Annotated in this window: 17 protein-coding genes; 5 read left to right on the plus strand and 12 right to left on the minus strand. The window is 71.5% G+C overall.

What is annotated here, in order from left to right:
- The first annotated feature begins 97 nt into the window (after window positions 1-97).
- Window positions 98-1666 carry an ABC-F family ATP-binding cassette domain-containing protein gene (locus EDF55_RS09095; protein ID WP_123654597.1) on the plus strand — a complete coding sequence of 523 codons (1569 nt, stop codon included), beginning with the start codon at window positions 98-100 and terminating at the stop codon, window positions 1664-1666.
- Here EDF55_RS09095 and EDF55_RS09100 read toward each other — a convergent pair.
- From EDF55_RS09100 to EDF55_RS09115, 4 genes are read right to left on the minus strand one after another with little or no spacing between them, the layout of a single operon-like run.
- The gene (locus tag EDF55_RS09100) at window positions 1663-2358 is read right to left on the minus strand and encodes an SDR family oxidoreductase (protein ID WP_185017270.1); all 696 of its coding nucleotides are present in this window, start codon (window positions 2356-2358) and stop codon (window positions 1663-1665) included. The genes EDF55_RS09095 and EDF55_RS09100 overlap by 4 nt on opposite strands.
- Window positions 2359-2368: 10 nt before the next feature.
- Window positions 2369-2860, minus strand: a complete 492-nt coding sequence (locus EDF55_RS09105) for a DedA family protein (protein WP_123654599.1) — start codon at window positions 2858-2860, stop codon at window positions 2369-2371.
- Between the two features lie 39 nt (window positions 2861-2899).
- Window positions 2900-3931 carry a YihY/virulence factor BrkB family protein gene (locus tag EDF55_RS09110; protein ID WP_123654600.1) on the minus strand — a complete coding sequence of 344 codons (1032 nt, stop codon included), beginning with the start codon at window positions 3929-3931 and terminating at the stop codon, window positions 2900-2902.
- 2 nt (window positions 3932-3933) lie between these two features.
- Window positions 3934-4398, minus strand: a complete 465-nt coding sequence (locus EDF55_RS09115; protein ID WP_123654601.1) for a hypothetical protein — start codon at window positions 4396-4398, stop codon at window positions 3934-3936.
- A gap of 75 nt (window positions 4399-4473) precedes the next feature.
- On the opposite strand from EDF55_RS09115, the gene EDF55_RS09120 reads away from it, so the two are divergent.
- The gene (locus EDF55_RS09120; protein WP_123654602.1) at window positions 4474-5214 is read left to right on the plus strand and encodes an MBL fold metallo-hydrolase; all 741 of its coding nucleotides are present in this window, start codon (window positions 4474-4476) and stop codon (window positions 5212-5214) included.
- 171 nt (window positions 5215-5385) lie between these two features.
- Here the strand turns inward: EDF55_RS09120 and EDF55_RS09125 are convergent, their stop codons facing one another.
- The 7 genes from EDF55_RS09125 to EDF55_RS09155 form a co-directional block, all read right to left on the minus strand.
- On the minus strand, window positions 5386-6429 hold the full coding sequence (locus EDF55_RS09125) for a Gfo/Idh/MocA family protein (protein ID WP_123654603.1): 1044 nt from the start codon (window positions 6427-6429) through the stop codon (window positions 5386-5388).
- Window positions 6430-6517: 88 nt separating this feature from the next.
- On the minus strand, window positions 6518-7429 hold the full coding sequence (locus tag EDF55_RS09130) for a prenyltransferase (protein WP_123654604.1): 912 nt from the start codon (window positions 7427-7429) through the stop codon (window positions 6518-6520).
- Window positions 7426-7851: a lycopene cyclase domain-containing protein gene (locus EDF55_RS09135; protein WP_243698164.1), complete on the minus strand. Its 426-nt coding sequence runs from the start codon at window positions 7849-7851 to the stop codon at window positions 7426-7428. Before EDF55_RS09135 ends, EDF55_RS09130 begins: the two co-directional genes overlap by 4 nt.
- Window positions 7848-8192 carry a lycopene cyclase domain-containing protein gene (locus EDF55_RS09140; protein WP_123654605.1) on the minus strand — a complete coding sequence of 115 codons (345 nt, stop codon included), beginning with the start codon at window positions 8190-8192 and terminating at the stop codon, window positions 7848-7850. The genes EDF55_RS09135 and EDF55_RS09140 overlap by 4 nt, the downstream gene beginning before the upstream one ends.
- Complete coding sequence (gene crtI, locus EDF55_RS09145; RefSeq protein WP_185017272.1) at window positions 8192-9868, minus strand: phytoene desaturase family protein; 1677 nt, start codon at window positions 9866-9868, stop codon at window positions 8192-8194. The genes EDF55_RS09140 and crtI overlap by 1 nt, the downstream gene beginning before the upstream one ends.
- The gene (locus EDF55_RS09150; protein WP_123654606.1) at window positions 9865-10800 is read right to left on the minus strand and encodes a phytoene/squalene synthase family protein; all 936 of its coding nucleotides are present in this window, start codon (window positions 10798-10800) and stop codon (window positions 9865-9867) included. The genes crtI and EDF55_RS09150 overlap by 4 nt, the downstream gene beginning before the upstream one ends.
- Window positions 10797-11855, minus strand: a complete 1059-nt coding sequence (locus EDF55_RS09155) for a polyprenyl synthetase family protein (protein WP_123654607.1) — start codon at window positions 11853-11855, stop codon at window positions 10797-10799. The genes EDF55_RS09150 and EDF55_RS09155 overlap by 4 nt, the downstream gene beginning before the upstream one ends.
- A gap of 21 nt (window positions 11856-11876) precedes the next feature.
- On the opposite strand from EDF55_RS09155, the gene idi reads away from it, so the two are divergent.
- Window positions 11877-12410, plus strand: a complete 534-nt coding sequence (gene idi, locus EDF55_RS09160; protein WP_123654608.1) for an isopentenyl-diphosphate Delta-isomerase — start codon at window positions 11877-11879, stop codon at window positions 12408-12410.
- Between the two features lie 82 nt (window positions 12411-12492).
- Here the strand turns inward: idi and EDF55_RS09165 are convergent, their stop codons facing one another.
- On the minus strand, window positions 12493-12945 hold the full coding sequence (locus EDF55_RS09165) for a hypothetical protein (RefSeq protein WP_123654609.1): 453 nt from the start codon (window positions 12943-12945) through the stop codon (window positions 12493-12495).
- A 326-nt stretch (window positions 12946-13271) separates the two neighbouring features.
- On the opposite strand from EDF55_RS09165, the gene EDF55_RS09170 reads away from it, so the two are divergent.
- Together EDF55_RS09170 and EDF55_RS09175 are read left to right on the plus strand one after the other, a co-directional pair.
- Window positions 13272-14303 (plus strand): magnesium and cobalt transport protein CorA, encoded by a 1032-nt coding sequence (locus EDF55_RS09170; RefSeq protein WP_123654610.1) that lies wholly within the window; start codon window positions 13272-13274, stop codon window positions 14301-14303.
- Window positions 14304-14419: 116 nt separating this feature from the next.
- Window positions 14420-15442: a LacI family DNA-binding transcriptional regulator gene (locus EDF55_RS09175; RefSeq protein ID WP_123654611.1), complete on the plus strand. Its 1023-nt coding sequence runs from the start codon at window positions 14420-14422 to the stop codon at window positions 15440-15442.
- Window positions 15443-15775: the final 333 nt, after the last annotated feature.

Genomic DNA, 15775 nt, shown 5'->3' on the forward strand with positions numbered 1-15775 from the left:
CTGACACCGTGATCACGCCCGCCGTCGAGTGGGCACCTGCCGCTCCCGCGGCGGTCCGGTGTCGTGCGCCCGCACGATCACACCGGAAGGCACCACCATGCCCGCGAACCCCTCGGTCGTCCTGCACGACCTCACCTTCACCTGGCCCGACGGCACCGTCGCGCTCGACCACCTGACCGCCGCCTTCGGGTCCGGCCGGACCGGCCTGGTCGGGAGGAACGGGGCCGGCAAGTCCACGCTGGTCCGGCTGGTCACCGGCCGGCTCTCCCCCACGTCGGGCACGATCACGACGTCGGGGCCCGTCGACCACCTGCCGCAACGGCTGCAGACCGGGGCCGACGACACGGTCGCCGACCTGCTCGGTGTCGGCGACGCGCTGACGGCCCTGCGCGCGATCCTCGGTGGTGACCCGTCCCCGGCGCACTTCGACGTCCTCGGAGACGACTGGGACGTCGAGGAGCGCGCCACCGCTGCCGTCGACCCCCTCGGACTCGAGCTCGACCGTCCCGTCGGCACACTGTCGGGTGGCCAGGCCGTCCTCGCCGCGGTCGCCGGGATCCGCTTGCGCGGACTGCCGATCGCGTTCCTGGACGAGCCGACGAACAACCTGGACCGCCGTGCTCGCGCGATGCTCCTCGACATGGTGGACACCTGGCGCGGGACCCTGGTGGTCGTCAGCCACGACCGGGAACTCCTCGAACACGTGGACGAGGTGGCCGAACTCCGTGCCGGTGCGATGACCGTCTTCGGTGGCACGTTCTCGGCGTACGAGGAGTACCTCGGCGTGCAGCAGGCCGCGGTGGAGCGTGAGGTCCGCGTCGCGGAACAACGGCACCGCACCGAGAAGCGGCAGCGCATCGAGGCGGAGACGAAGATCGCGCGGCGGGCGAAGGCGGGCGAGAAGGCCGGCCGGTCGATGCCGAAGATCCTGGCGAACGAGCAGCGCAAGAAGGCGCAGGAGACCGCCGGGCGGCTCCGCGTCGCGCACGGGTCCGCGGAGGAGGCCGCGCTCGCGACCGCGCGCGAGGCCGAGTTGCGACTCCGGGACGACGAGTCCATCCACGTCGAGCTCCCTGACCCGCGCGTGCCCGCATCCCGGCGCATCGCCACGATCACCGTCAGGGGGCGCGAAACGGTCGTGCAGGGGCCGGAGCGCGTCGCCGTCGGCGGGGACAACGGCGTCGGCAAGACGACCCTGCTCGAGCACCTGGTCCGGGTCCCCGGCGCGCGCGAGCACCCCCTGCCGGACACGGGTGCCGTCCCGCACGTGGAGCACATCGCGTACCTGCCGCAGCGGAAGGACGGACTCGACGACGACGCCACGGTGCTCGAGAACGTCCGCCGCGGGGCACCACATGTGCCGGAGGCGGAACTCCGCAACCGGCTCGCTCGGTTCCTCGTCCGCGGGAGCACGGTGGACCGGCCCGCGGGATCGCTCTCCGGCGGGGAGCGGTTCCGGGTCGCGCTCGCGAGCCTCGTGCTGGCGGATCCGGCGCCGCAGCTCCTGGTGCTGGACGAGCCGACGAACGACCTCGACATCACGAGCGTCGACCAGCTCGTCGATGCCCTGCAGGCCTACCGCGGCGCGGTCGTCGTGGTCAGCCACGACGAGACGTTCCTGGATCGTCTGGGGCTGGACGTGCGCTTGGACCTGACCGCGGGTTAGCGCTTCCGGGTGGGACGGATCGAGAGCGTCTCGATCGTTCCGCGCTCCGGCAGGTCGACGACGGTGCGGACGGCGTCGGCGACGTCCTGCGGGGCGAGGAAGTACGCCGTGTCGTAGGACTCCCCGAGCTTCTCGGTCAGGGCCCGCTGCATGTCGGAGTCCGTGCGGCCCGGGTGCACGCTCGACACCCGGACGCCGTTGCCTCGTTCTTCTTCCCGCAGGGCATCGGTGAACGCACGGAGCGCGAACTTGGACGCGCCGTACACGCCGCCGCCGGGGCCGGAGAGGAAGCCCGAACCGGAGTTGATCGTCACGACCAGACCGTGCGACGCCCGGAGCTCCGGCAGCGCCAGCCGGGTGAGCTCGGCGACCGCGAACACGTTCGTCGCGAACACGGCTTCCCACGTGGCACGCGGGGTGTCCGCGATCCGGTTGCCCTGCTCCACGCCCGCGGAGTGCACGAGCACGTCGAGGCGATCCGGCAGGTCGGGGACGTCCCCCGCGCCGAGGTCGCCCACGAAGGGTCCGGCACTCGGCAGGTCGGCCACGACGGCCGCGACCGCGTCGGCCGAGCGGCCGCCGACGAGCACGTGGTGGGTGCGGCCGAGGTCGGCCGCGATCGCGCGGCCGATGCCGCGGGTGGCTCCGGTCACCAGGGCGACCGGACGATCTGCAGGGAGGGAAGTCGTCACGCGAGCCAGCCTACGGAAGCCGAGCCGAGCCTCCAGGCCGGTTGCGGCGGTTGTGGAGAACTGCCACCGTCCCCACCAGCAGGACCACCAGGGCCACGACCGCGGCCATCCCCCACGGCGAGCCGGCGAGTGCGGCGACGACGGCCCAGAACACGGCGAGGCCGACGGTGGCGTAGAGGAACGCCCACGCGACGCAGCCCGGGACCATCGCGACGAGGTACCGCCACCACGGCACCCGGGCGAGGCCGGCGGCGGCGTTCATCACCGTCTGGAGCACCACCGTCACGAAGCTCACCGTGAGCACCGGCAGGCCGAACCGGTCGAGCAGAGCCGAACCCCGACGGACCGCAGCCGAGTCGAGCCAGCGCCCCCACCGCGAACGCGATGCTCCGGCGACGGCACCGCGCGCGATCCAGTACGTGGCCTGCGCGCGGCAGAACACGATCACGAAGAGCGCGAGGACGAGCCACCAGAACGGGAGCCCCTCGAGGAAGTCGGGCACGTCCGAACCGTAGCGGACGTGCCCGGGAGTCGTCGGCGGCTACTCGCGGCCGGCGCTGTCGCGGATCTTGATCCCCTCGAGGACGTCCTGCGCGTGCTTCTCGTCCTGCTTCGCGATCTGCCGGGTGTCGCGTTCGGGCAGCTGGATGTCCTCCTCGGCACGGATGCCCGCCTGCAGCTGCCGGCTCCGCTCGAGCTCGGCGTCGAACTCCGCACCGAACAACAGCGCGTTGTTCGTGATCCAGATCCACAGCAGGAAGACGATCACACCACCGAGGGACCCGTACGTCGCGTTGTAGTTCGAGAAGTTCCCGACGTAGAACCCGAAGCCGACGCTCGCGATGATCCAGATGAGGAGCGCGAGGATCGAGCCACCGCTCACCCAGGTGAACTTCGGCTGCTTGATGTTCGGCGACCAGTAGTAGAGCACCGCGACGACGACGATCGCGATGACCAGCAGGATCGGCCACTGGACGATCGACAGCACGGTCACCGCGACGTCACCGAGGCCGATGACGTCGCCGAAGCTGCGGGCCAGCGGGCCGCTCACGAGGACCAGGAGACCGAGCACCAGCAGGATCACGGTGAAGAGCGTGACGCCGAGCATGGTCGGACGGAGCTTCCAGATCGGACGGCCCTCACGCACGTTGTAGACGCGGTTCATCGCCCGACCGAACGCCCCGACGTACCCGGAGGCGGACCAGATCGCGCCGACGATACCGACGATGAACGTGACCGGGGCGGCAGGCGACCGGACGAGGTTCTCGATCGGGCCGCGGATCAGCTCGACGACCTGCGGCGAGCCGATGTTCCCGACGATGTCGAGGAGCGTCTTGATCGTCGTGTCCGCCTGGCCGACGAGGCCGAGGATCGACACCACGGCCAGCAGGCCGGGGAACAGTGCCAGGACCGAGTAGTAGGTCAGGCTGGCGGCGAGGTCGGTGCACTGGTCGCTCGAGAACTCGCGGAGGGTCTTCTTGAGCGTGTACATCAGCGACGGCTTCGTGAGGTCCGTCGGGCTGTCCGGCTTCCTGGGGTCGTCCGGCGCGGGCTTCTGCTGGTCGCGTGCCATGCTCAGATCCTCCTCGCGCGCTTGGCGGCCTGCTTGCCGGCCTTCTTCGCCTGCTTCTGGACCTTCTTGCGGCGCTTCGCAGCGGCCTGCTGGTCCTGCAGCACGGGGTTGTGCTTGTCGTCCTTGCGCGAGAACGCCGGGACGCCCTTCGACTTGCCGTCCTTGCCCACCTTCACCGGCTTGAACACGGGGACCGGTGCCGGGGTGCGGAGCGCGTCCAGACGCGCCCCCGGCGAGTGCCGGATGCGGACGCCCACGACGATCGCCGCGATGCCGGCGGCAGCGGTGGCCGCCAGCGCGACGAGCGGGGTCGGGTCGCGGTGCCAGCGCTGCTTCGTCTTCGCGACGGCGAGACGGGTGCGCGCGGGCACGTCGACCTTCTGCCGGATCCGCTCGACGGTGTCGGTGATGCGCTCGCGGGTGCGGACGTTCGCGAGCTCGAGCTCGGGGAGACTGTCGTTCGCCATACATCGTTCGTACACGCTCGCGGCCCGACACACACCCGGAAGGACGCCCAGAGACGGACGGCTAGCGTCCCGCGCATGCTGTACCGAGACGTCGCCGAGGGGATCCACCGCCTCGAGATCGCACACACGAACCAGTACCTCGTCGAGACCGGGGACCGGTTGCTCGTCGTCGACGCAGGGCTCCCCGCCGCGTGGCCGCACCTGCTGCTGGCCGTGCACGACCTCGGGTACACGCCGTCCCGGGTCGAGGGGATCCTGCTCACGCACGGGCACTTCGACCACGTCGGCACCGCGGCGCGGGCACACCGGGAGTGGGGCACGCCGGTGTTCGTGCACCCCGGGGACACGGCGCTGGCCGCACACCCGTACTCGTACCGGCCGCAGACGAACCGGCTCGGGTTCGTGCTCGGCCACCCCGGAGGGTTGCTGCCGCTCGGGCAGATGCTCCTCGCCGGGGCGGCGAACGTCGACGGGATCGAGGACACCGAGCCGCTCGAGTCCCGCGCCGACGTCCCGGGCTCGCCGTGGATCATCGAGACCCCGGGGCACACCGACGGGCACGTCGCGCTGCACTTCGCGGACCGGGACGCGGTGATCGTCGGGGACGCGCTGGTCACCTTCGACCCGTACACCGGCGGGATCGGGCCGCGGGTGGTGGCTCCGGCGGCGACGGCCGACATGGACACCGCGGTCGCGTCGCTGTCCCGGCTGGAGGACACCGAGGCGCGCCACGTCCTGCCGGGGCACGGCCCGCAGTGGTCCACGGGCGTGCGGGCCGCGGTCGCGCAGGCGCGGCGGACGGCCGGCGCGGCCTGACGCGCTCCTGCGGGTCCGGCCCGGGCCCTGGTCGCGACCACGGCCGGACGGGAGGCACGGTGCCGGTCCGCCACGGGCCTCCCGGGCGCCGAGCGCGCACGAACGGACGCCTGCTCGCGCGCGAGGCGACCGTTGGTGACCACTCGGCACGCGACAGCCGCGCGCCGACCGTCAGGACGGCACGACGACGTCCTCGGGGAAGCCGGACGCCGCGGAGCGGGTCGCCGCCTCCATCAGGGCGAGGCTCCGCAGGTTGTCGCGCCCGCTCGTCTCCGGTGCCGGACCGCCCGCCACCGCCCGGGCGAAGGCCTGCAGCCCGCCCTGCCGGTCGTGGTGCTCCGCGGTCGGCAGCTCGACGGGCGCCGCACTCGTGTCGCCCGGACGGCGGACCGTGACGAGGTCCCAGCTGACGTCCCCGGGCTCGCCGCCGCGGCTGGTGAACTGGAGCTCACCGTCCTCCCCCTGGATGCTCCACTCCCCGGCCCAGGGCGTGTGCTCCCCACGGCTCAGCCAGCTGCCGCGGTAGCTGACGACCAGGCCGTCCTCCATCTCGATCAGCATCGACGCGACCGCCTCGTCCTGGTACTTGCTGAAGGACGGGTAGGTGGCCTTCGCGAAGACCCGGACGGCTTCCTTGCCGGTGACCATCCGGAGCAGGTCGAAGTGGTGGATCGCCATGTCGTTGATCATCGCGTGCGGGAACCGGTAGTGCGGGTGGTCCTCGAACGCACGGTCGTTGTCCCACTGGCGGAAGTCGATGTTGATCGCCGAGAGCTCCCCCACGGCGTCCGCGGCGAGGAGGTCCTGCACCACCCGGGGCGCCGGGTAGAAGCGGTAGTTCTGGCTGACCTGCAGCACGAGACCGAGTTCCTCGGCACGGTGCACGGCCTCAGCGGCTTCGACCGCGGAGTTCGCGAACGGCTTCTCGACGAGGACGTGCTTGCCGGCGTCCAGCGCCTCGAGCGCGAGTGGCACGTGGGTGACCGCGGGTGCGGTGATGACGACGGCATCGGCCTCGACGCCGGCGAGCGCATCGGTCAGCGAGGGGAACGCAGCGCTGGTGGGGAGCCCGAGGTCCGTCCGGACGGCCTCGAGCGTCGTGGCACTCGGGTCGGCGATGCCGACCACCTCGACCTCCGACACCGCGGGGAGCGCGACGCGTGCCCAGCTGCCGCCCCACCCTCCGAGACCGACGTGGATGATGCGGACCGTCATGCGTGCACTCCTTCGTGTTCGAGCGACGCCGACGACGACGTCCCGTCCATCCTGTCAGGGACCGGTGACGCCGTGGGCACGTGCGGGGTCAGTGTGTGAAGGCGTACGCGATCAGCGCCATCGTGACGATGAAGCCCGCCAGGTAGTTGATCCAGAGGAAGCGCTTCCACCCGGCGTTCGCCGACTCCGCGCCTGCGTCGGTCACGTTCCACCACGGCAGCACGTTGAGCGCGTACGGGATCACCACGACGGCGGCGATCGGCCCGGGGAACGCGGAGAACAGCAGCGCGACGCCGGCGACGACGTACGCGACGAAGGCCAGCCGGACCGTGGCACGTGCGCCGATGACGGTGGCGACGGAGCCGATGCCGCCGGCCCGGTCGGCGAGGACGTCCTGCACGGCGCCGAACGCGTGCGATGCGACGCCCCAGAGGAAGAACGCGATGCACACCGCGACGAGCTGGCCCGTCCAGTGCGGCCCGGAGAGCGCGAGGCCGTAGACCGCGGGCGACACGAAGTGGGTGCTCGAGGTGAGCGAGTCGAGGAAGGGCTTCTCCTTGAAGCGGAGCCCGGGTGCCGAGTACGCGATGACCGCGAACACGCTGATCGCGAGGACGAGCCACGACCACGGTCCGCCGAGGAGCACCAGCGCGATCAGGAAGGGCACGTTCGTGACGACGACCGCCCAGAGCGTCGTGCGGTGCACGCTCTTGTCGAGCAGCGCACCTTCGACCCCGCCCTTCCGCGGGTTCACCAGGTCCGACTCGTAGTCGAAGACGTCGTTGATGCCGTACATCGCCAGGTTGTAGGGCACCAGGAAGTACACGACGCCGATGAGGAACGCGGCGATCGAGAACCCGCCACCGCCGTCGACGCCGACGCCGCTGCCGAGCAGGTACGCGGCGCCGAACGGGTAGGCGGTGTTCACCCAGCTGATGGGTCGGGACGACACGAAGAGCGCGCCCAGTGTCGACTGCCGGGAGGCAGGGGTCGCCGTCATCGCGGATCCTCCGGTCGGGGTCGTGGCCGGTTCTCGGGCACGGGGCTGGTCGCGCGGTCGGGTCCCGACCGCGCGTGGTCGCGGCTGAGCAGGACCCAGAGCGCGGGGAGCAGGACGACCGCGGCGATCGAGTACGCGAGGTCCTCGACCGGGATCGCGCCGATCTTCGCGCCGCTGATCAACGACGGGTCGTAGGCCACGATCCGCAGCGAGACGATCACGTTGTCGAACACGATCGTCATCGCCAGGAGCGCGATCCCGGTGACGAGGCCCGTGACGAGCCCGATCCGGCGGGTGCGGTGCACCGAGCGGCCGGTGCGCCGGGCCCGGCGCGCGCCGACCACCGCGGCGACGACACCGACGACGGCCACGATCGCGAAGAACGGCAGGGCGAGGAGCGCGTACGCGCCTGAGCCCGTCACCGGTCGGCTCGTTCCGCGGCGGCGTCGGCCGACCGGGCGACCCGAGGACGGACGAACCCGAACAGGTTCATCGTCGTGTAGCAGAGCAGCAGCAGGAAGAAGAGCTCCTCGAGCGGGACGTCCGGCGCGAGCAGCACCCCCGTGAGCAGGTGCTGCTCGCCGATGAAGAAGATGCCGAGCCCCACGCCGACGGCGTCCCAGACGAGGAAGAACGCGACGCCGATCACCGTCACGGCGCACGCCCGCCACGGTGCTCGCCAGAAGAACAGCGTGAACCGGCGGTCCAGGACCACCATGCCGGTCAGGGCGACGAGCAGCCCGAGCAGGTACAGCCCCGGCATCAGCCTGCGGCCGCGGTCGTCCGCCGTGGCGCACGCTTCGTCGGCCGCGGCGGTGCGTCCGCGGCGCGTTCGAGCGGCGTCGGGAGCGGCTCGGTCGACGTGTCGCCGTGGATGCGCTTCAGCAGCACCTCCGCGGAGATCAGGCACATCGGCAGACCGATGCCCGGGATCGTCGAGGACCCGGCGTAGTAGAGCCCGTCGACCTTCTCGGATGCGTTGCCCTCACGGAAGAAGGCGCTCTGCTTCAGCGTGTGCGCCGGCCCGAGCATGGACCCGCTCCAGGCGTTGAAGTCGTCCGCGAAGTCCCGGGGACCGACCGTGCGCCGGACCCGGATGCGGTCGCGGAGGTCGGGGACGCCGGCACGCTCGGCCACGACGTCGATCGCCCGGTCGGCGATGCGCTCGACCTCCCAGTCACCGGCGCCGTCGACGCCGCCCTTGCCGATGCCGACGTCGGCGGGCAACGGCACGAGGATGAACACGTTGCTCGAGCCGGGCGGGGCGACCGTCGGGTCCGTCTCGGAGGGGGCGCAGACGTAGATCGACGCCGGGTCGGGCACGTGCCGGTCGTCGCCGAAGACCGCGCCGAAGTTCGCCTTCCAGTCCGCGGTGAAGACGAGGGTGTGGTGGAGGAGCCCGGGCACCGGGCCGTCGACCCCGAGGTACACGAGCACGGCGGAGGGGCCCGGGTCGCGCTTCTTCCAGTGCGACTCGCCGTGCGTCCGGTGCTCCCGGTCGAGGAGCTGCATCTCGGTGTGCCGGAGGTCCGCCGCGCTGACGACGACGTCGGCCGGCGCGACGTGCTGGACGCCCCGGCGGTCCCGGTGCACGACGCCCGTGACGTGGTCGCCCTCGACGACGATCCGCTCGACCTTCGCTCCGGCGATGATCTGGGCGCCCTCGGCCCGGGCGACCCGCTCGACGGCGTTGATCACCTCGGTGATGCCGCCCTTCGGGTAGAGCACGCCGTCGGCGAGGTCGAGGTGGCTCATCAGGTGGTACATGCTCGGAGCGGCATACGGGCTCGTGCCGAGGAAGACGGCGGGGTAGCCGAGGACCTGCCAGAGCCGGCGGTCCCGCACGGCACTCTCCGCGAAGGTCGACAGCGGCTCGATCAGGAGCCGGGCGAGCTTGCCCATCCGGAGCAGCACGTCCGGTGCGGCGAGCTTCCGGAAGTCCTGGAACGTGCCGTACAGGAACCGGCGGACGGCCATGTCGTAGGTCTCCGCCGCGGAGTCCAGGTACTTCGCCATCCGCTTGCCGGCGCCCGGCTCGATCGACTCGAACAGGGCGAGGTTGTCCTCCCGCGATGCCCGGAGGTCGATCGGCTCGTCGTAGCCCTCGCTGTAGACGCGGTACCCGGGGTCGAGCTTGACGAGGTCGAGCTGCTCGTCGGCGCTGGTGCCGAGCAGCCGGAAGAAGTGGTCGAACACCTCGGGCATCAGGTACCACGACGGGCCGGTGTCGAACCGGAAGCCGTCCCGCTCCCACGACCCGGCGCGGCCGCCGAGCTGGTTCCGCTGCTCGAGCACCGTGACGGCGAAGCCGTCCCGTGCGAGGAGCGCGGCGGACGCGAGCCCGCTGATGCCACCGCCGATCACGACGGCGCGACGGACGGGCACCTTGCGGGCAGTGGACGGCTGGGTCGTCGGACCGGAGGCACGGGTCGGGCTCATGACGGGCCTCCTGTCTGTCTGGTGGGGACGGTGCGGGATCGCAGCGGCGCGCGGCCGGCGAGCACCTGTGCGGCCAGCTTCGCCTTCACCGGGTTCGGCACGCGGACGCGCGTGGTGATGAGCCGGCTGGCGGGGGTGGCCGCGATGCGGTCGTTGAGTTCCTGGAAGAGCGCGTGCGCGAGGCCCACCGCGTGGCGGGCGTCCTTCGGCAGCAGCGGGACCGTCCGGGCTGCGGTGTCGAGGTCCGCCTGGACGTCGGCGACCAGGCGGTCCTTCGTCGCCTCGTCGAAGCTCCGGACGTCGACGCCCGGGAAGTACGAGCGACCGAGGACCTCGAAGTCCGCGTGCAGGTCGCGGAGGAAGTTCACCTTCTGGAACGCGGCACCGAGCGCCCGGGCACCGTCGACCAGCACGGAGTCGTCGAAGGTCGGGCGGCCTGCGCGGTACACGAACGCGCGGAGGCACATCAGACCGACGACCTCCGCGGAGCCGTAGACGTACGTGTCGAACGAGGCGTCGTCGTGCTCGGTCTGCTCGAGGTCCATCCGCATCGACGCGAAGAACGGCCGCGTCAGTTCAGCGCCGAAGTCCGTCGTCCGCGCGGTCCGGGCGAAGGCGTGCACGACCGGGTTCACCGAGAAGCCGTGCGCCATCGCCCGCTCGGTGTCCTGCTCGAGCTCGTCGAGCACCGTGCGTGCGAGCGCGGGGTCGAGGCCGGCTTCGGTCGCCGGGCCGTCCACGACCTCGTCGGCGACGCGCACCAGGGCGTAGACGTTCCGGATGTGCTCTCGGGTGTCCTTGGTGAGCAGGCGGCTCGCCATCCCGAACGACGTCGAGTACCGGTCGATGACGACCGAGGACGCGGCTTCCGCGGTGGCGTCGTAGAGCGGGAGCCGCGCGGTGTGCGTGCTCCCCGAGTTGCTGGAGCTCACCGGACGCGCTCCACCAGCTCGGACACGAGCGTCTCCAGCCGGTCCGCGAGTTCGTACGGCAGCGCGGCGAGTTCGGCGCGGGCGAGGGCGGTGTGTTCCCGGACACGGGCGAGTGCCGCATCGTGGGCGCCGCACTCGACGAGCAGGCGACGCATCTCCGCGGCGCGCTCCTCGGTCAGGTGCGGGTCGCCGAGGTACGGCGCAAGCTCTGGCCAGCACGCCGTGGTCGCCGCGTAGGCGATGAGCATGGTGCGCTTGCCCTCGCGCAGGTCACCGATCGCGGTCTTGCCCGTCGCGGCTTCGTCCCCGAACACGCCGAGCAGGTCGTCCACCACCTGGTAGGCGATCCCGATCTCGCGGCCGAAGGCACCGAGTGCCGCGACCACGGTCTCGGGCGCCCCCGCGAGCACGGCACCGGACTGCAGCGGTGCTTCGAACGAGTAGACGCTGGTCTTCGCACGCTCCATCGCCAGCACTTCGTCCACGGTCGGCATCACGCCGTGGGTCAGGTCGACGTCCGCCATCTCACCGGCGGCGCTGGCGAACACCGCGTCGTCGAACAGGTCCAGCAAGCGGGTGCGGCGGTCTCCGTCGACCCCGCTCGACTCGATGAACCGCGGTGCCCCGGACAGCGCGAGGTCCCCCGCGATCACCGCGGCGCTCATCCCCCGGTGCTCGGCGGTCGGCAGCGGCAGCCCACCCGTCGTGCCGGTGTCGCGGAACGACCCGGCGACGTTCGGCATCCCGCGGCGCGACCAGTCGCGGTCGATGACGTCGTCGTGCACGACGAGTGCGGTGTGCAGCAGTTCGTACGCGGCCGCGACGTTGGCGGCGGCGTGGACGTCGGTGCCGCCGAGCCCGGCGTACGCCGTGATGACCATGCGCGGACGGAACCGCTTGCCGCCCATGCTCGCCTTGCGGAGCACACGCCAGAGTTCTTCCGAGGGGCGTCCGAACGCCTGCGCCCGGGCCGAGGACACGGCGAAGAACCGCTCGAGGCACTCGTCGACCAGGGCGAGGTCGATGTGCGCCACGGTGGCCGCTTCGTCCGTCATTGGCCTAATCTATCGAGACAGATGAGCCAATTCCCGGAAACCGTGGTGCTTCTGGCCGATGACCGTACCCCGATCGGTACAGCGGACAAGTTCACGGTGCACACAGACCACACGCCCCTGCACCTGGCGTTCAGCTGCCACGTGACGAACGCCGCCGGCGAGATCCTCGTGACCCGTCGGGCGCTCGCGAAGAAGACCTGGCCCGGTGTCTGGACGAACTCGTTCTGCGGCCACCCCGGCCCGGACGAGTCGTTCGCGGACGCCATCGCCCGCCGTGCCGCACGCGAGCTCGGCCTTACCGTGCACAGCATCGAAGAGGTCCTGCCCGACTTCCGGTACCGCGCCGTCGACGCGTCCGGCATCGTCGAGAACGAGGTCTGCCCGGTGTTCCGCGCCGTGGCCGACCACGACCCGGAACCCGCCGCCGACGAGGTCTCCGAGTGGGTGTGGCTCTCCGAGGAGAAGCTGCGCGCCGCGGTCTCGGCGGCACCGTTCGCCTTCAGCCCCTGGCTGGGGTGGCAGCTCACCGAGCTCCCGGTCCGGGCGCTGGACTGAGCTGCTCCGAAGCGACAGTGCTCGCGGGTCCGCCCAACGAGCACTGTCGCTCTCCTGCATCAGTCGGCGCTCGGTCGCCCCGTCAGAGCCACTTGGAGGCGGCGCACTGCGGGTAGGTCGGGAACCCCGCGTACACGAACGTGAACGCGTGCTCGATCGCCGCATCGCTCGCGGCGGTGGTCGTCGCGGTGGCGCCCAGTGCATGCCAGCCTCCGTCCGCGGTCAGGCTCTTCTTCCAGACCGAATCGCCACCCGTCAAGCGGAGGAGCACCTCGCCGTTCTGGTTGGTGTCGCCGTGCGCCGGCGAGAGGCGGTACTCGTCGATCGTCGCCGTGTACTTCGTGCCGACGCGCTCCCACGACACCCGCGCGCCGCCGCCCGGGGTCCCGTTGCAGTTGAACTCGAAGCTCCCCGTCGTCGTCGGCGTCGGGTCGGCGCCGCTCGTCGCCGAGGCCGGCGCCGCCGCCAGCCCGCCGAGCAGGACGGTCGCGAGTGCGGTGGCCGCGATGGACAGTCGGAATCGTGTGCTTGCCATGACATCTCCTTCGATGAACAGTGACCGCAATGTCACATGGCAGCATCCTGGTCCCGATGCCGCTGTTTGGGGATCGCGGGTGACAGGCGTACGCTCGGCGGTCGGCTGCGCAACGGGCGCCGCCGGGCGCGTGCAGCGCCGGACGACGGCGCGATCCGCGCCGCAGGACGAACCAGAAGGGCAGGTGAGGCGCGATGTCGGGTGACCATCCTCGTGCGGGCCGGCTGCCCCTGAACGTCGTCGCCGCGCCCGTGTCCTGAACCGCCCCCGCAACGGCACCGCTGCGCGGACTCGCGCCTGCCTGCTCCCCATCGGAGGAGCACAGCATGGCAATGATCGACAACGCCGTCTACGTCGACGGACGCCGCGTCGAGTCGTCATCGGACCACGACCTCGCGTGGATCGGACTGCTGCGCCCGGACCCGCGTGAGCTCGACGCCGTCGCGACCGAGTTCGACCTGCACGAGAACGCGGTCGAGGACGCGATGAAGGGGCACCAGCGCGCGAAACTCGAGCGCTACGGCGACACGCTGTTCGTCGTGCTGCGCCCGGCCTGGTTCTGCGCCGACGAGGGAACCGTCGCGTTCGGCGAGGTGCACCTGTTCGTGGGCGACCGGTTCGTGGTGAGCGTCCGGCACGCCGACCGGCCCGACCTCGCCGCCCTGCGCGCCCGCGTCGAGCAGGACCCGGAGTTCCTCGCCAAGGGCTCCGAAGCCGTCACCGCCGCGGTCCTCGACGAGGTCGTGGACGGCTACGCGCCCGTCGTCGAGGTGCTGCAGGACGAGATCGACGAGATCGAGGACCAGCTCTTCGCCGGTCACGTCGCCGCGGACGTCTCGAAGCGGATCTACCAGCTGCTCAGCGAGGTCCTGGCGTTCCAGCGCGCCACGAAGCCGGTGCCGGCCATGGTGAAGGGGCTGCTCCGCGGGGCCGACAAGTACGGCGTCGACGACGAGGTCCAGCACCGGCTCCGCAACGTCCTCGACCACGCGCTGCGGGTCACCGAGCGGGTCGACTCGTTCCGCGCGCTGCTCGAGAACGCACTCACGCTGCACTCGACCCTGGTCTCCCAGGAGCAGAACGAGGCGATGCGCCGGATGACCAGCGCGAGCCTGGCCCAGGGCGAGGAGAGCCGGCAACTCGCCCGCGCCGCGCACCGGCAGGGCGAGGAGGTGAAGAAGATCTCCTCGTGGGCAGCGATCCTCTTCGCGCCGGGGCTGATCGCCGGCGTCTACGGGATGAACTTCGACCACATGCCCGAGCTGCACTGGCGGTACGGCTACCCGGCCGCGATCGCCGGCATGTTCGCGCTCGCGGGGATCCTCTGGGTCGTCTTCCGGAAGCGCGACTGGCTGTAGGACCCGGGCTCCGGCGCTCTCAGCTGGCGTCGGGGCCGCGGACGTGCATAATGATCTGGCTCGGAATGTGAACGTGCACATGGGCGTGCCACGGTCCCGGGCGGGAGAGAGCAGCAATGGCGTCGACGCGGGCACAGCAACCGCGATCGCCCAGCATCCGCGATGTCGCGCGGGTCGCCGGTGTGTCGCACCAGACCGTGTCACGGGTGCTCAACAACTCGGACGCGATCCGCGCCGAGACGCGCGACCGCGTGGTCGCCGCGATGGAGCAACTGCAGTACCGGCCGAACCGGGCCGCGCGCGCACTGGTGACCAGCCGGACGCGGACGATCGGTGTCCTGACGGCGCGCCGGTCCCACTACGGCCCGGCGGTCACGCTGCAGTCGATCGAGGACGCCGCCGTCGGTCGCGGGTACTCCGTCACGACCGCGAACATCGCGGAACCGACGGACACCGCGGTGCGCGACGGCCTCGGCCACCTGCTCGACCAGGACGTCGAGGGCATCATCGTGCTCGCCCCGCAGCAGCGGGTCTTCGACCTCATCGAGGAGCTCGGCGTGCGCACCCCGTACGTCACGCTGCGCTCGAGCATCAACGAAGACCCGACGGCGCTCTGGGTCGACCAGATGGAGGGCGCCCGCCTGGCGACCGCACACCTCCTCGACCTCGGCCACGAGTACATCCGGCACATCGCGGGACCGCAGGACTGGATCGAGGCGGACGCCAGGATGCAGGGCTTCCTCCGCGAGATGTCCGACCGCGACATGCCCGTGCAGCCGCCGATCCTCGGGGACTGGACCGCAGACTTCGGCTACCACGCAGGGCGTGAGCTGCTGCGGTGGCGGGACTGCACCGCGGTGTTCTGCTCGAACGACGCGATGGCGCTCGGGGTGATGCACGCTGCCCGGTCGTACGGGCTCGACGTCCCCGGGGACCTCTCCGTGGTGGGCTACGACGACATCCCGGAGGCGAAGCACTTCTGGCCGCCGCTCACCACCGTGCAGGTCGACTTCGCCGAGCTCGGCCGACGCTGTGTGGACCTGCTGCTCCCTCGCGAGGACGACCTGCTGCGCCCCGTGGAGATCGTCCCGCAGCTCGTGGTCCGCGCCTCCACGGGCGCTCCGCGCACCCGCGGCTGACCCGGCGCCGGCTGGCGCCGCCCCGCCCCGCTGACAGCTGCCCCACGCGGCTGACCAGGAGTTTCGCTCGAAGGGGGTCGAATCGCGCGTTGGTGGTCGTTCCTTCCGACCCCCGACGCGCGATTCCCCTTCCCGGTGCGGGCGCGATGGGAAGGAACGCGCGTGGGGAGCGCGAGCGCGCACGATGCGCGGAGCGCAGAGCCGCGCGATGCGCGCAGCGCACGATGAGCCGGAGCGCGCGAGCGCGCCATGACAGGAACCGGCGGGCGGCGGCGCGGACGCGGGCACAGGGCCGACGGGAGGCTCTGGCCGGGGCCGCCACGAGCCTCCGGT

The organism is Curtobacterium sp. ZW137 (assembly GCF_003762905.1).
GTDB lineage: Bacteria > Actinomycetota > Actinomycetes > Actinomycetales > Microbacteriaceae > Curtobacterium.

Excerpts from the sequence above, each read along its gene's own strand:
- EDF55_RS09175 (WP_123654611.1), top strand. The coding sequence starts at position 14,420 with ATGGCGTCGACGCGGGCACAGCAACCGCGATCGCCCAGCATCCGCGAT.
- crtI (WP_185017272.1), bottom strand. The coding sequence starts at position 9,868 with ATGAGCCCGACCCGTGCCTCCGGTCCGACGACCCAGCCGTCCACTGCC.
- EDF55_RS09120 (WP_123654602.1), top strand. The coding sequence starts at position 4,474 with ATGCTGTACCGAGACGTCGCCGAGGGGATCCACCGCCTCGAGATCGCA.
- EDF55_RS09170 (WP_123654610.1), top strand. The coding sequence starts at position 13,272 with ATGGCAATGATCGACAACGCCGTCTACGTCGACGGACGCCGCGTCGAG.
- EDF55_RS09110 (WP_123654600.1), bottom strand. The coding sequence starts at position 3,931 with ATGGCACGCGACCAGCAGAAGCCCGCGCCGGACGACCCCAGGAAGCCG.
- EDF55_RS09115 (WP_123654601.1), bottom strand. The coding sequence starts at position 4,398 with ATGGCGAACGACAGTCTCCCCGAGCTCGAGCTCGCGAACGTCCGCACC.
- EDF55_RS09125 (WP_123654603.1), bottom strand. The coding sequence starts at position 6,429 with ATGACGGTCCGCATCATCCACGTCGGTCTCGGAGGGTGGGGCGGCAGC.
- EDF55_RS09130 (WP_123654604.1), bottom strand. The coding sequence starts at position 7,429 with ATGACGGCGACCCCTGCCTCCCGGCAGTCGACACTGGGCGCGCTCTTC.
- idi (WP_123654608.1), top strand. The coding sequence starts at position 11,877 with ATGAGCCAATTCCCGGAAACCGTGGTGCTTCTGGCCGATGACCGTACC.
- EDF55_RS09155 (WP_123654607.1), bottom strand. The coding sequence starts at position 11,855 with ATGACGGACGAAGCGGCCACCGTGGCGCACATCGACCTCGCCCTGGTC.
- EDF55_RS09140 (WP_123654605.1), bottom strand. The coding sequence starts at position 8,192 with ATGCCGGGGCTGTACCTGCTCGGGCTGCTCGTCGCCCTGACCGGCATG.
- EDF55_RS09095 (WP_123654597.1), top strand. The coding sequence starts at position 98 with ATGCCCGCGAACCCCTCGGTCGTCCTGCACGACCTCACCTTCACCTGG.
- EDF55_RS09165 (WP_123654609.1), bottom strand. The coding sequence starts at position 12,945 with ATGGCAAGCACACGATTCCGACTGTCCATCGCGGCCACCGCACTCGCG.